This is a genomic window from Nonomuraea sp. NPDC050680 (assembly GCF_040654555.1).
Lineage (GTDB): Bacteria > Actinomycetota > Actinomycetes > Streptosporangiales > Streptosporangiaceae > Nonomuraea.
The window spans coordinates 181930-195599 of the sequence record NZ_JBFAIF010000001.1 but is presented as its reverse complement, the minus strand read 5'-3'; the positions used below and the strand labels follow the sequence as shown (position 1 = coordinate 195599).

The window sequence follows — 13670 nt, the reverse complement described above, 5'->3', positions numbered from 1 at the left end:
AGCGAGGGGACGTGAAGCGAGGGGACGCGAAAAGGGGTGGGACGCGTCCAGGTGACGCGCCCCACCTCAGGTCCACCCCAACCGGCTCGTCAGGCGCGGCGCAGCTGGAACGTCAGCCCCAGGTCCGTCTCCGAGTGCGACGGCAGCCCGTCCTCGGTTCCCTCCGTGACGGTCGTGGCGAGTACTTCCTCCGCCACCACCTGCCACCCCGACCGCAGCGCCTGGGCCAGGTCCGGGTCGGAGGACGACCACCACAGGGAGATCCGGTCCGTGATGGTCAGGCCCGTCGACTTGCGGGCCTCCTGGACCAGGCGGATGACCTCGCGCAGCAGGCCGGCCCGGCGCAGCTCGTCCGTCAGCTCCAGGTCGAGCGCCACCGTCTCGCCGGTGCCCGTGTCGACGGCGCCGGTCTCGACGGCCCAGCCCGAGCGCGGCTGCTCGGTGACGATCACGTCGTCGGGGCCGAGTGACACCGTGCCGAGCTCCGGTACGTCCACCGTGACAGAGGCGCCGGAGCGGAGGGTGGGCGCCAGGGAGGCGGCCTCCGCCGCGCCGACGGCCGCCGCCACCAGCTTGGTCTGCGAGCCGAACCGCTTGCCGAGGGCCCGGAAGTTGGGCTTGACGGTGTAGGACACGAGATCGGCGCTGAAGCCGGACATGTCCTCAAGAGCCTGGACGTTCAGCTCGTCGGCGATCAGGTCACGCAGTTCGGACGGGAGCGAGGGCCAGCCGTGCGCCCCGACCAGGGCCCGGCCCAGCGGCTGCCGGGTCTTGACGCCGGAGGAGGCGCGGGCCGAGCGGCCCAGCTCGACCAGCCGTCGTACCAGCGCCATCCGCTCCGACAGCGCGGGGTCGAGCAGGTCGTCGCGTACGGCGGGCCACGAGGTCAGGTGTACGGAGGAGGGCGCGCCCTCGCCACGCAGCACGTCCCACAGGTAGTCGGTGACGAACGGCGCGATGGGCGCCATCAGCCGCGTGACCGTCTCCAGGCATTCGTACAGCGTCGCGAACGCGTCCGCCGACCCCTGCCAGAAGCGGCGGCGCGAGCGGCGCACGTACCAGTTGGACAGGTCGTCCAGGAACTCGGCCAGCCGGCGCCCGGCCCGCTGGGTGTCGAACTCGTCCAGCGCGCCCGTGACCTCGGCCACCGTGCGGTGGAGCTCGGCCAGCGCCCAGCGGTCGAGCAGCGGCCGCTCGGCCGCGGGGGTCGCCTGCGCCAGCCGCTCGGGTGTCCACGACTCGGCGTTGGCGTAGAGGGTGAAGAAGGACGCCGTGTTCCAGTACGTCAGCAGGACCTTGCGGACGATCTCCTCGAGGGCGTTGTGCCCCACGCGGCGGGCCGCCCACGGTGAGCCGGAGCAGGCCATGAACCAGCGCAGCGCGTCGGCGCCGTGCTCGTCCATCAGCGGCATGGGCTCCAGGATGTTGCCCAGGTGCTTGCTCATCTTGCGGCCGTCCTCGGCCAGGATGAGCCCGAGGCAGAGTACGTTCTCGTAGGAGGACTGGCCGAACACCAGCGTGCCCACGGCCATCAGCGAGTAGAACCAGCCACGCGTCTGGTCGGTGGCCTCGCAGATGAACTGCGCCGGGTAGAGGCCCTCCGGCTTGCCCCGCTCGCCCCACTGGGCGAACGGCATGGACCCGGAGTCGTACCAGGCGTCGATGACGTCGGGCACGCGGCGGGCCTCGGCCGAGCACGACGGGCAGGGGAAGGTGACGTCGTCGACGTACGGGCGGTGCGGGTCGAGCGCGGACACGTCGCGGCCGGCCAGCGTGCCCAGCTCCTCCATCGACCCGACGCACGTCACGTGGGACTCGTCGGCGGAGCACACCCACAGCGGCAGTGGGGTCCCCCAGTAGCGCGAGCGCGACAGCGACCAGTCGACGTTGTTGCGCAGCCACTCGCCGAACCGGCCCCACTTGATGGTGTCGGGGTACCAGTTGGTCTTGGCGTTCTCGGCCAGCATCTGGTCCTTGACCGAGGTGGTCCGGATGTACCAGGAGGGGAGCGCGTAGTAGAGCAGCGCCGTGTGGCAGCGCCAGCAGTGCGGGTAACTGTGGTCGAAGTGGCCGCCGCGGAACAGCAGACCGCGGGCCCGCAGGTCCTCGGTGAGGCCCTCGTCGGCGTCCTTGAAGAACTGGCCGCCGACCATCGGCACGTCGTCGAGGAAGCGGCCGTCGGGGCCGATCGGGTTGACCACCGGCATGTCGTAGCGCTTGGTCACCGCCAGGTCGTCGGCGCCGAACGCCGGAGCCTGGTGAACCAGCCCGGTGCCGTCCTCGACCGTCACGTAGTCGCCGAGCACCACGTAGTGGGCACCGGGGATGTCGACCAGCTCGAACGGCCGCGTGTAGGAGGTGTGCTCCAGCTTGCGGCCGGTGAAGCGGGCGACCTCGGTCGCACCCTCGCCGAGCACCGACAGCAGCGGCTCGGCGACGACCAGCACCTCGCCGTCCGCCGTACGGGCCGCGACGTAGGTGACCTCGGGGTGTACGGCCACGGCGGTGTTGGAGACCAGCGTCCACGGCGTCGTCGTCCACACCAGCAGGGCGGCGCCGAGCTCGCTCAGGGGGCCGGAGGTGACGGGCATGCGTACGTAGACCGACGGGCTGGAGACGGTCTCGTAGCCGCCGGGCTGGCCCAGCTCGTGGTCGGACAGGCCGGTGCCGCAGCGCGGGCAGTAGGGGGTGATGCGGAAGTCGCGGAACAGCAGGCCCTTGTCGAAGACGACCTTGAGCGACCACCAGACCGACTCGATATAGGACGGGTCCATGGTCCGGTAGGCGGTGGACAGGTCGATCCAGTAACCCATCCGCTCGGTCATCTGCTCGAAGGCGTCGACGTGGCGCAGCACTGACTCGCGGCATTTGGCGTTGAACTCCGCGATGCCGTACGCCTCGATGTCCTTCTTGCCGGTCAGGCCGAGCTCCCGCTCGATGCCGACCTCGACCGGCAGGCCGTGGCAGTCCCAGCCCGCCTTGCGAGGCACGCTGAAGCCCCGCATCGACTTGTAGCGGGGGAACAGGTCCTTGAACACCCGGGCCTCGACGTGGTGGACGCCGGGCAGGCCGTTGGCGGTGGGCGGGCCCTCGTAGAAGGTCCAGGAGGGGTTGCCGTCGTTCTGCTCGACGGAGCGCTCGAAGATCTTCCCGTCCCGCCAGCGATCGAGGACCTCGCGCTCGAGCGCGGGCAGGTCGACCTGCGCGGGAAGAGGGCGGAAAGAAGGGGAAGACATCTCGGGCGGGCCTCCACGCGATCACTGACTGACAGGTGAGCGTGAAGGGACGAAGCCTTGCGGCCCCGCGGTACCACCCTTCTTGACCTCGATGAGGCCCTCTTCGTTTGGTCTGCGGCCGGGTCTAGTGAGCTCGTGAGAGCCGTTCTTCCGGCGGCTCCGGGGTGATGTCCGTCACAGACGGGCCCCATCAACGCCTTGCAGCTTCACACCATAACGCAGAGTGGACCGCAAAGCTTCCGGGTTCGCGGTCGGCAGGTAGTGAACTCGTAAACTCCGACAAAGTTGTGGGAATGGGCACCTCTGAGGAGGAGTTGAACGAGCGGGGCGGGATATTACGGGAGAGGTAAATCGTCCGGCGGGTCGTTTGCTGTTCTGTTATGGGGGACCTAAGCTGCCCGCACCATTTACGGCCTTGTTCCAGCATGGGGAGGTAGCCATGGCGCCAGTCACGCAGACCGCTACACCGTCGATGTGGTCTGAGGAGGAGCTCGCCGACGTCCGCGGCCGGCTGCAGAGCGAGATCGACGAGCTCAACGCCGACATTCTTCGCCATGAGTCCGAGATCGCCTCGGGTGACGTCACCCAGGGGGCCGGTGACGACCAGGCCGACGCGGGTGCCAAGACGTATGAGCGCGAACGCGAGATCGCCCTTACCCTGAATGCGCGCGACCTCGTCGCGCAGAACGAACGTGCGATCGCCCGGATCGACGCAGGGACCTATGGAGTGTGCGAATCGTGCCACAAGCCGATCGGCAAGGAACGCCTGCAGGCGTTCCCGAGGGCGACGCTGTGCGTGGCCTGCAAGCAGAAGGAGGAGCGCCGGTAGAGGGACGGCGCGGCCGCCTTTTCGCGGTCCTCGTCGTGCTGGCGGTCGTGATCTACGCGGCCGATCTGATCACCAAGACGCTCGTCCTGCGGACACTCGAGGGCAAGGCGCCCCTGGTGGTCATCCAGGATGTGCTGCAGTTCCGGGTGATCTTCAATTCCGGTGCCGCCTTCAGCATCGGCACCGGAATGACGATCATCTTCACGTTCATCGCGGCGGGCGTGGTGGTGGCCATCCTCCGTACGGCCCGCAAGATGCGCAGCCTGCCGTGGGCGATCACGCTGGGGCTGCTGCTCGGCGGGGCGCTGGGCAACCTGACCGACCGGCTGCTCCGCTATCCGTCAGGGATCGGCAGGTCCGTGCAGTTCCAGGGGCATGTGGTCGACTGGATCGAGGTGCTGCCCGGACACTTCCCGGTGATCGACTACTTCCCGGTGTTCAACGTGGCCGACTCGGCGATCGTCTGCGGCGGGATCCTCGCGGTGATCCTGGCCTGGCGGGGCTACCAGATCGACGGCACCAGGGAGGGCGGCAAGCGTGGCTGACCAGCGCAGTCTCCCGGTGCCCGACGGGCTGGAGGGCGAGCGGCTCGACGCCGCGATCTCCCGCCTGTTCGGCTTCTCCCGCACCCGCGCCGCCGAGCTGATCGTCGCGGGCGAGGTGCTCGTGGACGGGCACGCGTCCGCCAAGTCCGACCGGGTGCACGCGGGCGCCTGGCTCGATGTGACCCTCCCCCCGCCGGTCAGCACACCCATGCCGGTCGCCGAGCCGGTGCCCGGCATGTCGATCGTGTACGAGGACGACGACATCGTCGTGGTCAACAAGCCGATCGGGGTGGCCGCTCACCCGACCGTCGGCTGGACCGGCCCGACCGTGATCGGCGGCCTGCTCGGCGCCGGCCACACGATCGCCACCAGCGGCGCGGCCGAACGACAGGGCATCGTGCACCGGCTCGACGCCAACACGACCGGCGCCATGGCCGTGGCCAAGAGCGAGCACGCCTACTCCCACCTCAAGCGCGCCTTCAAGGAGCGCACGGTCGACAAGCGCTACCACGCGCTCGTACAGGGACATCCCGACCCGTTCAGGGGTACGGTCGACGCGCCCATCGACCGGCACCCGTCGGGCGACGGCCGGTTCGCCGTGGTCGCCGGAGGCAAGCCGTCGGTCACCCATTACGACACCATCGAGGCGTTCCGGGCGGCCTCGTTGCTGGACATCAAGCTCGAGACCGGCCGTACGCACCAGATCCGGGTGCACATGTCCGCGCTGCGCCACCCGTGCGTGGGCGACCTGATGTACGGCGCCGACCCGACGCTCGCCGCCCGGCTGGGCATCACCCGGCAGTGGCTGCACGCGGTGTCGCTCGGCTTCGAGCACCCGAGCTCTGGCGAGTGGCTGACGTTCACCACCGACTACCCCGATGACCTGCGGCGTGCCCTCGACATCGTGCGCGAGGAGTCCTGACCGGCTCCCTTCCCCGGTGTGGGACGGCGTCCTAGTCGGCGTTGTCGGCCGGAGGGACGTCGACGGGGTCGGTGGGCTCCTCGCTGGCCTTCGCCGAGGTCTTGGTGCTCTTCTTGGGGGTCTTGCTCTTGGTGGGTTTGGCCGAGGGCTGCTTCGTCGGCTCCTTCTTCGTTGGTTTCTTCGTGGGCTGCTTCGTAGGCTCCTTCTTCGTCGGCCTGCCGGTCGGGGCCGGGGTGGGCTCGCCGGTCCGGTGGCTGGAGGGCGGGGTGCCCTGCCGTTCCTGGTTCTGGTCGGTGGTCGGCTCGTGCGTCTGTGTCTGTGTCTGCGTGGGCGTCGCCGAGGGGGTCGGGCCCGAAGGGCGGACGTTGGTCGTACGCACCACGGCCGGGACCGTCGTGACCGGCTGGCGGGCTTGGGACTGCCGGTTCGTCCACCACGCCGCGCCCGCGGTCAGGACGACGAGGGCGAGCGTGCAGGCCGCGATCGCGGTGAGCGGCGGTCTGCGACGCCTTCTGTGTCGCGCCGGGGCCGCTTCAGCGACCACGTCCGGCTCGGCGGCCGGGTCGGGCGCGACCATGGCTCCGGGCCCGGCCATCGCGCCCGTTTGCGGCATCGGGTCCCGTTTGGACACCGTGGGCGGGGCCGGGACGTACACCGGCGCGGTCTCCTCCGGAGAGCTGCCGATCAGCAGTCGGTGGATCCGCTGCTCGGCCTCGTCCAGCGCCATCCGCTCGGCCGGGTCCTTGCGCAGCAGCCCGAGGATGACCGGGGCCAGCATGCCCGCGCGAGCCATCGGGGCGGGCTCGGAGTGCAGCACCGCGCCCAGCGTGGCCAGCGCGTGGGGGCGCTGGAACGGCGACTGGCCCTCGACGGCGTAGTACAGCGTCGCGCCCAGCGCCCACAGGTCCGAGGCGATCTGAGCCTCACCGCCGGACGCCCGCTCCGGCGCCATGAACGCGGGCGTGCCGAGCAGCACCCCGGTCCTGGTGACGGGCGCCTCGCCTTCGGTGGTGGCGATGCCGAAGTCGGTGAGCACCGCCCGGCCGTCCGGGGTCAGTAGCACGTTGTCCGGTTTGACGTCGCGGTGCAGGACCCCGGCGGCGTGCGCGGCCCGCAGCGCCTCCAGTAACTGCAGCCCGATGTCGGCCGCCTCGGCCGGGGCCATCGGCCCGTCCTCGCGTACCAGCTCGCCGAGGGTGCGCGAGTGGACGAGCTGCATGACGATCCACGGATGGCCGTGCTCTTCGAGCACGTCGTAGACCGCGGCGACGCCGGGATGCGCCACCCGCCCCGCGGCCCTGGCCTCGCGGAAGGTACGCACGGAGAAGACGTCTCGCTCGGGGTCGGTCAGGTCAGGAGGGGGATGGATCTCTTTGACCGCCACATCTCGGCCGAGTACTTCGTCGTGGGCTTGCCAAACGGTTCCCATCCCACCCTGGCCGATGGTCCTGATCAGTCGGTAACGTCCGCCGACCAGCAGCGCAGAATCGGACATGCTCCGCCGTCTACCCGATAAAAACCCGGACAAGCGCGGTCACTATGGCTGCTGTCGCCAGAATCACCAGGAATGGGGCGCGCAGCAGGAGTGCGACCACGGCCGCGCCCAGCCCGGCCGTGCGGGCGGCGTCGAAGTGGAGCTCGCCGTGCTCGGTGAACATCTGCACCGCGATGAGGGCGGCCAGCAGCGCCACGGGAACGAGCTCGGCGAAGCGGCGGACCCGGGGGTGGTCGAGCACCCTGCGTGGTGCCGCCAGCCCGGCCAGCTTGAGGGCGTAGCACCCGGCGCACACGGCCGCGATCGCCCACCACAGCGTCATCGGACCAGCGCCGCTCATCGGACCAGCACCGCCAGAACGACGATCGCCGACAGCAGCACCGGCACGCCCGGCGGGAAGAACGGCGTGGCGCAGAGCGCGACCGCCGCGCCGGCCACCGCCAGCCACCTGAGCTGGGCGCTGCCCGTCAGGCGCGGCCACAGGATGGCCAGGAAGGTGGCCGGGCCGACCGCGTCCAGCCCCAGCATGCCCGGATCGCCCAGGAACGACGTGCCGAGCGCGCCGGCCAGGGTGGTGAGGTTCCAGGTGACGTACAGGCTGGCGAAGGTGGTCGCGAACGCGGTGCGCGCCGCCTCGGGCGAGGGCTGGGCGAGCGTGACGGCGGTGGTCTCGTCGATCACGCCCTGCGCGGCGAGCAGCCGGCGCGGGCCGCGTACCCGGAGCAGGTCGGCCAGGCGCAGACCGTAGAGGGTGTTGCGGCCACCCAGCAGCAGCGCGCCCGCGGCGGCCGACACCAGGTCGCCGCCCGCGCCCACCGCGCCGGCCAGCGCGAACTGCGAGGCGCCGGTGAACGCCAGCAGGCTCAGCACGCACGCCTGCGCCACGCTGAGGCCCGCGGTGATCGCCGCGGCGCCGAAGGCGAGCCCGGACAGCCCCACGGCCAGGCCCACGCCAAGACCGTCCCGTATTGCGGCGGAACGGTGTGTTGTCTGTCCCATGAGACTTGAGGCTAGGTGAAGTGGAAATCGCCGGTCTTGTACGTTCCTGCTGACCGTTGGTAGGCCGCGGGTGGTACGCCCACGATGCGTTTGAAGTGCCGGTTCAGGTGGGCCTGGTCGGTGAAGCCCACCTCAGCGGCCACCTGCGCCGGCCGGACGCCGGAGTCCAGGAGACGGCGGGCCCGCTGGATCCGCATGGAGATCAGGTAGGCGTGGGGCGGCAGGCCGGTCGCAGCCTTGAAGGCGCGCAGCAGCGGGAACGGCCGCGCCCCGACGGCCTGCGCGAGATCGTCCAGGGACGGCGGGTCCACCAGGCTCTCGTGCAGGACGTCCAGCGCCTCGGCGACCGCCCGTCCGCCCTCGGCGGGCAGGACGGCGGACGGGCGCGGCGTGGCGTGCCGGATCAGCAGGCGGGCGAAGAAGCCGCGCATCAGCGACGAGGCGGCCAGCGCGTCACCGCGCTCGGCGGCCAGGTGCGCCCGGCCGAGCAGCGCCGCGACCGCCCGGTCCCGCACCACCTGCTCGGGGAAGTACGGCGTCGTGTACGGCAGGCCGAGCTCGGCCGCGAGCTCCGAGAGCGCCTCCACCGAGGGGTAGAGCATCCGGTACGACCAGCCGTCCGCCGTGCCCGCCTGGCCGGTGTGCACCGCCTCCGGGTTGACCAGGACCACCTCGCCCGCGCCCGCCCGATGCAGGTGGCCGCGGTAGTCGAACTCCTCCACGCCGTCGAGGATGAGCCCGATCGCGTAGCCGTCGTGCACGTGCCGGGTGAAGCGGTGGGTGACGTAGTGGGCCTTGAGCAGGTCCAGCTGGGGGAGCGCCGGGTGACGCCAGAAGCGCGCCCGCTCCTTCGCCGCCTCGTTCGCCACGCCGTTCGCCCGGTCGTTCGCCGCCTCGTTCGCCACGCCGTTCGCCGGGTCGTTCGCCGGGTCGTTCATTGGGGCCTGAACGTCTTGACGAACTCGTCGAAGTAGTGCCGGTCCTGATCCCACGACGAGTCGGCCGTGTCCCAGTAGAGGGCGAAGTGGCGGCCGTCGGCGGTGCGGAAGCCGCGGTTGATCACGTGGATCATCATGCTGCCGCGCACCCTGGTGAACTCCCAGTCGGCGGCCGGCCGGCCGAGGTAGGTCGTGGCCCGGATGCCGATCCGCTTGTAGCGCTGGAACTCCCCCTTGGCCTGGATCTCCTTCTCCAGCTCCACCCAGCGGTTCTCGGGGTCGGCCGAAGGCTTCTCGGGGACGGTCCACTCGACGATCATCTGGCCCGGTGTGCCGGGGCCGGTGATGGTGACGCTGTCCCTGTTGGGGTTCTTCCTGGCCTGCCAGCCCGCCGGCAGGCCGATCGAGAAGCGCCCGGTGGAGTTGACGAGCCGGCGCCAGCCGTCGGGCAGGCGCGCCGGGGTGGGGGTCGCGGACGGCTCGGCGGTGCGGGTGGGCGGCGGCGTCGTCTCGCTGGAGGTGGGGGTCGGGGTGGCGCTGGGGGTGGGGGCCGGGGTGGACGTGCCGGTAGGGGGCTGTTGGGAGGTGATGACGTACCAGCCGCCCGTGCCCAGCGCCACGACGGCGATCACGACCGCGGGCACGGCCATGACCCACCCGCGCCGACGGGCCCGCACGGGCACGGTCCCCGCGGGCCCGAACCCGCCGGGCGGGGTCATGCCTGGGGCGGACCCACCAGGGGCGGACATGCCCGGCGAGTAGCCGCCTGACCCGGGCATGCCTGGTACCGGCCCGCCGGGTTGGGGGGTCGGATGTCCGGCATATCCGTACACGATGGGTTCGGCGGCGGCGGCCCGCAGCAGGTGGGCGGCCTCGTCGGCGGACATCCTCGCGGCCGGGTCCCGGTGCAGCAAACCCATGATCACCGGGCCGAGCACACCCGCCCTGGCCGGTTGCCCGGGCAGGTCACGCAGCACCGCCGCGACCGTCGCCGCCCACGAGTCCCGCTTGAACGGCGGTGTGCCCTCGACGGCCGCGTACAGCGTCGCGCCCAGCGACCACAGATCGGACTCGGGCCGGGCGGGCTCGCCGTTGAGGCGTTCGGGCGGCATGTAGGCGGGCGTGCCCACCAGGCCCCCGGTGGCGGTCAGACCTGCCTCGGCCTCCAGCGAGGCGATGCCGAAGTCGGTGAGCACCACCCGGCCGTCGTCGGCGAGCAGCACGTTCTCGGGCTTCACGTCGCGGTGCAGCACACCGGTCGCGTGCGCGGCCCGCAGCGCGTCGAGCACCCTGCCGCCGATCGTCGCGACCTGGGCGACCGGCAGCGGGCCGTGCTCGCGGATCACGTCGGCCAGCGACCGCGAGCGGATCAGCTGCATGACGATCCACGGGCGGCCGTCCTCCTCGACGACGTCGTGGATGACGATCACCGAGGGGTGGTCGAGGCGGCCCGCCGCCCTGGCCTCCCTGATGGTCCTGCGGTTGAGCTCGGCCCGCTTGTCCTCACCGACGCCCGTGTAGCGGACCTCTTTGATCGCCACCGTACGGTCGAGCAGCTCGTCGTAGGCACGCCATACCACGCCCATCCCGCCCTCGCCAAGCGGTTCGATGAGCCTATATCGGTTGCTGACCTGCCTTTCCACGCAGGGAAGCCTACTTGGCCGGGGTGAAGGTCGCGGCGAACGTGTCGAAGAAGTGCTTGTCCTTCTTCCACCGGCTCTCGAGGTTGTGCCAGTAGATCGCGTAGCCGCGGCCGTTGGCGACGAAGCCGCGGTTGCGCACCCTGGTCGGGCCCGTGTTCGTGTTCCAGGTGAAGTCCCAGTCGGCGGCCGGCCAGCCGCGGTAGTCGACCCCCTTGATGCTGATCTTGTCGTAGCCGCCGAACCCGTACTTGGCGGTCCGCTCCTGATTCTTCCAGTCCTTGACGGGGTCCTTGCCGGGGCTCGTCGTCATCTCGAACATGATGTACGCGTTGCTGCCCGCCCCCTCGCCATGGAAGGCGATCTGGTTGCCGCTGTGCCGGTACCTCGTCCAGCCCTTCGGCAGCGCGACGGAGAACTTCAGCTTCTTGTTCGTGTACATCTTCCAGCCGTCGGGCACCGCGGCGGCCGTCTTGGTCGGCGTCGGCGTCGGCGTGGCGGACGGGCTGACGGACGGCGTGGCGGATGGAGCCGCGCTGCTCGGGGTGGCCTTAGGCGGCTCGGCGGTCGCCGCGGGCGGCTTGGCCGACTCCTTAGGGGTGCCCGCAGGAGACGTGACGGACGCGGACTTCGTCCCGTCCTCCGGCCTGCCCGTGGCCGAGCGCAGGCCGAGATAGCCGCCCAGGCCCGCCACGAGCACGACCGCGACGATCACGGCGACGATCGGGCCCCACCGTCGGCCGTCGTGCCGGACGGCGTTCCGGGTGGACTGGGCAGGCTCCTCGGGATGCGCGCCGGTCGCCGGGGTGAGCCGCGCACCGGTCTCGGGTGGGGCGGCGGCCGCGGCCAGCAGGTTGGGGTCGGTCGGGGTCTCGTCCACGGCCGGCGGGATCACCGCGGTCGGCGCGGGCGCGGACATCGGGGACTTCCGTGGCCGTTGCTGCGTGATGACGGCCCGCAGCAACTCCCCGGTCTCCTCGTAGCCGAGGCGCTGCACCGGCTCCTTGGTCAGCAGGCCACTGATCACGGCGCTCAGCGGCCCGGCATGGGGGGCCGGGTCCGGTTCGTCGGTCAGTACGGCGTGCATGGTCGCGAGCGCCATCCCGCGCTCATGTGGCGAGCGGCCTTCCACCGCCGTGTAAAGGGTCGCGCCGAGCGACCACAGGTCCGACTCGCGCCGTGCGGGCAGCCCTTTGAGCCGCTCGGGCGCGATGAACGCCGGAGTGCCCGCCAGCCCCGTCACCGTGAGCTGCGTCTCCGTCTCCAGCGTCGCGATGCCGAAGTCGGTCAGCACCACTCGGCCGTCGTCGGCGAGCAGTACGTTCTCCGGCTTGACATCCCGGTGCAGGACGCCGGACTCGTGCGCGCGATGCAGCGCGTCGAGTACGGCCAGGCCGATCTCGGCCACCCGCTTGGGCGGCAATGGCCCGTCCTGCTTGATCACTGCTCCCAGGGAGCGTGACTGGACGAGCTGCATGACGATCCAGGGCCGGCCGTCCTCCTCGATCACGTCGTGTACGACGATCACGTTCGGGTGCTCGAACCTGGCCGCTGCCCTCGCCTCACGCATCGTGCGCCGGTTCAGCAGCTGCACCTCGTCACCCAGGGCGGCGGCGTATCTGACCTCCTTGACCGCGACAGTGCGGTCGAGAAGCTCGTCATGGGCTCGCCAGACGATGCCCATGCCACCCCTGCCGATGGGTTCCTGCAGCTGGTAACGACCGGCGATGCGGCGTCCGTCCCGCTTGCGATCCGACATCAACGGCCTCGTAACCTCCTCTAGGCCAGGAAATACTCCCATAGCGAGGGATCAACGGCGACTCGCCTGAAGGCTAGTCCGCTATGTGAGAGGGGGAGTCCAGCAGGTGGAGGGCCGGTGTAAAGTTCAGACATGACTTGTCGCTACGTGTTTACCGAGCCGGCTCCGGGAGGGCCGGTCGTCGGCTAGCGACCACCCGGAGTCGGCAACAGGCAGAGACGCCATCGTCTCTGCCTTTTTGATTTCCTGCCGGTTCCAGGGGAGCCGGCCGATGTGGGGAGCCGAGATGTCATCGACCTTGGAACGGCACGTGGTGACCGTGGGCGGCCTGCGGGTGGGCGACGGCCCGGCCGTGGTGATCGACCGCCGGATCAGCCTGCGCGGACTGGACGGGATGGCCGGGATGGCCGGGGCAAGCGGGGCAAGCGGGTCTGGCAGGTCTGGCGGGGCGACAGGATGGGACCGGGTGGAGGCCCGGCGGGACGGGGTGACGCTGGTCGAGCCGGGCTCGGCGGCCGACCTGCCGGCGATCGCCGGGGCGGCCGACGGCGTGGTCATCGGGGCGGCGTGGACCCGCGACATCCCGCTGGTGCGGGCCGTGGCCGGGCTGGGACTGCCGGTGGTGGTCGAACGCCGGGCGTCGGCGACGCTGGAGGAGTGGCTGGGGCTGGCCGACTACTGCGCCCTGGAGTGCGAGGACCGGGTGATCCTGTGCGAGACGGGACGGCTGGACCTGGGGCTGCTGCGGGCCGCGCGGGCGGCGTCGGGGCGGCCGGTGCTCGCCGACGTGAGCGCGGACCTCGGACTGTCGGCGGCGGCGGTGGCGGCGGGCGCGGACGGCCTGATCGTGGCCCGCCCTCCGGCGAACGGCCCCGTTGGGGGTACGGGTGACGCCCGCCGGACGGAAGAGCACGATGTGCGGCTGGCCGAGGAGGCGGTGGCGCTCGTCGGAGCACTGGTCCGTCCCGAGAGGCCCGCCACGCTGCCCGAGTGCAGGCAGGCGATCGACCGGGTCGACGCGGCGCTGGCCACGCTGCTGGAGCGCCGCGCCGAGCTCGCCGGGATCGTACAGACCCTCAAGCCGGTAGGCGGCTTCGCGGGCCGCGACATGGCGCGCGAGCGCGCGCTCGTCGCCCGGATGGCCGAGCACGCCCCCGAACTGGGCGAGGCCCGGCTGGTCCCCATCATGAACGCCGTCATCGAGGCAGGCCTGAGCCTGGCCGAGGAACGCTCGGCCAACGGCCGGAGCTCCCAACCGGAAGCGACGGCCTAGAGGCGAGGAGCTCACGGCGGCGGACGAGCGGCGG

11 protein-coding genes are annotated in these 13670 nt (G+C 71.2%); 4 read left to right on the top strand and 7 right to left on the bottom strand.

Annotation, left to right across the window (positions count from 1 at the left end; genetic code table 11):
- Window positions 1-89 precede the first annotated feature (89 nt).
- Window positions 90-3236, bottom strand: coding sequence for an isoleucine--tRNA ligase (gene ileS, locus AB0H88_RS00960; RefSeq protein WP_357639561.1), 3147 nt, complete (start codon window positions 3234-3236; stop codon window positions 90-92).
- A 439-nt stretch (window positions 3237-3675) separates the two neighbouring features.
- On the opposite strand from ileS, the gene AB0H88_RS00955 reads away from it, so the two are divergent.
- From AB0H88_RS00955 to AB0H88_RS00945, 3 genes are read left to right on the top strand one after another with little or no spacing between them, the layout of a single operon-like run.
- Window positions 3676-4065, top strand: coding sequence for a TraR/DksA C4-type zinc finger protein (locus AB0H88_RS00955; RefSeq protein ID WP_225291773.1), 390 nt, complete (start codon window positions 3676-3678; stop codon window positions 4063-4065).
- Window positions 4029-4610, top strand: a complete 582-nt coding sequence (gene lspA / locus AB0H88_RS00950; protein ID WP_357639557.1) for a signal peptidase II — start codon at window positions 4029-4031, stop codon at window positions 4608-4610. Before AB0H88_RS00955 ends, lspA begins: the two co-directional genes overlap by 37 nt.
- Window positions 4603-5532: an RluA family pseudouridine synthase gene (locus AB0H88_RS00945; protein WP_357639555.1), complete on the top strand. Its 930-nt coding sequence runs from the start codon at window positions 4603-4605 to the stop codon at window positions 5530-5532. Before lspA ends, AB0H88_RS00945 begins: the two co-directional genes overlap by 8 nt.
- Window positions 5533-5563: 31 nt before the next feature.
- Here the strand turns inward: AB0H88_RS00945 and AB0H88_RS00940 are convergent, their stop codons facing one another.
- From AB0H88_RS00940 to AB0H88_RS00915, 6 genes are read right to left on the bottom strand one after another with little or no spacing between them, the layout of a single operon-like run.
- A complete protein-coding gene (locus AB0H88_RS00940) occupies window positions 5564-7027 on the bottom strand; it encodes a protein kinase (protein ID WP_357639552.1) in 1464 nt (487 codons plus the stop codon).
- Between the two features lie 10 nt (window positions 7028-7037).
- Window positions 7038-7349 (bottom strand): AzlD domain-containing protein, encoded by a 312-nt coding sequence (locus tag AB0H88_RS00935; protein WP_357641961.1) that lies wholly within the window; start codon window positions 7347-7349, stop codon window positions 7038-7040.
- A 14-nt stretch (window positions 7350-7363) separates the two neighbouring features.
- Window positions 7364-8026 carry an AzlC family ABC transporter permease gene (locus AB0H88_RS00930; protein ID WP_357639550.1) on the bottom strand — a complete coding sequence of 221 codons (663 nt, stop codon included), beginning with the start codon at window positions 8024-8026 and terminating at the stop codon, window positions 7364-7366.
- 11 nt (window positions 8027-8037) lie between these two features.
- Window positions 8038-8964, bottom strand: a complete 927-nt coding sequence (locus AB0H88_RS00925; protein WP_357639548.1) for an AraC family transcriptional regulator — start codon at window positions 8962-8964, stop codon at window positions 8038-8040.
- Window positions 8961-10607, bottom strand: a complete 1647-nt coding sequence (locus AB0H88_RS00920; RefSeq protein WP_357639546.1) for a serine/threonine-protein kinase — start codon at window positions 10605-10607, stop codon at window positions 8961-8963. Before AB0H88_RS00920 ends, AB0H88_RS00925 begins: the two co-directional genes overlap by 4 nt.
- Before the next feature lie 10 nt (window positions 10608-10617).
- A complete protein-coding gene (locus AB0H88_RS00915; protein ID WP_357639544.1) occupies window positions 10618-12363 on the bottom strand; it encodes a protein kinase in 1746 nt (581 codons plus the stop codon).
- A gap of 286 nt (window positions 12364-12649) precedes the next feature.
- On the opposite strand from AB0H88_RS00915, the gene AB0H88_RS00910 reads away from it, so the two are divergent.
- Window positions 12650-13636: a chorismate mutase gene (locus tag AB0H88_RS00910; RefSeq protein WP_357639541.1), complete on the top strand. Its 987-nt coding sequence runs from the start codon at window positions 12650-12652 to the stop codon at window positions 13634-13636.
- Window positions 13637-13670: the final 34 nt, after the last annotated feature.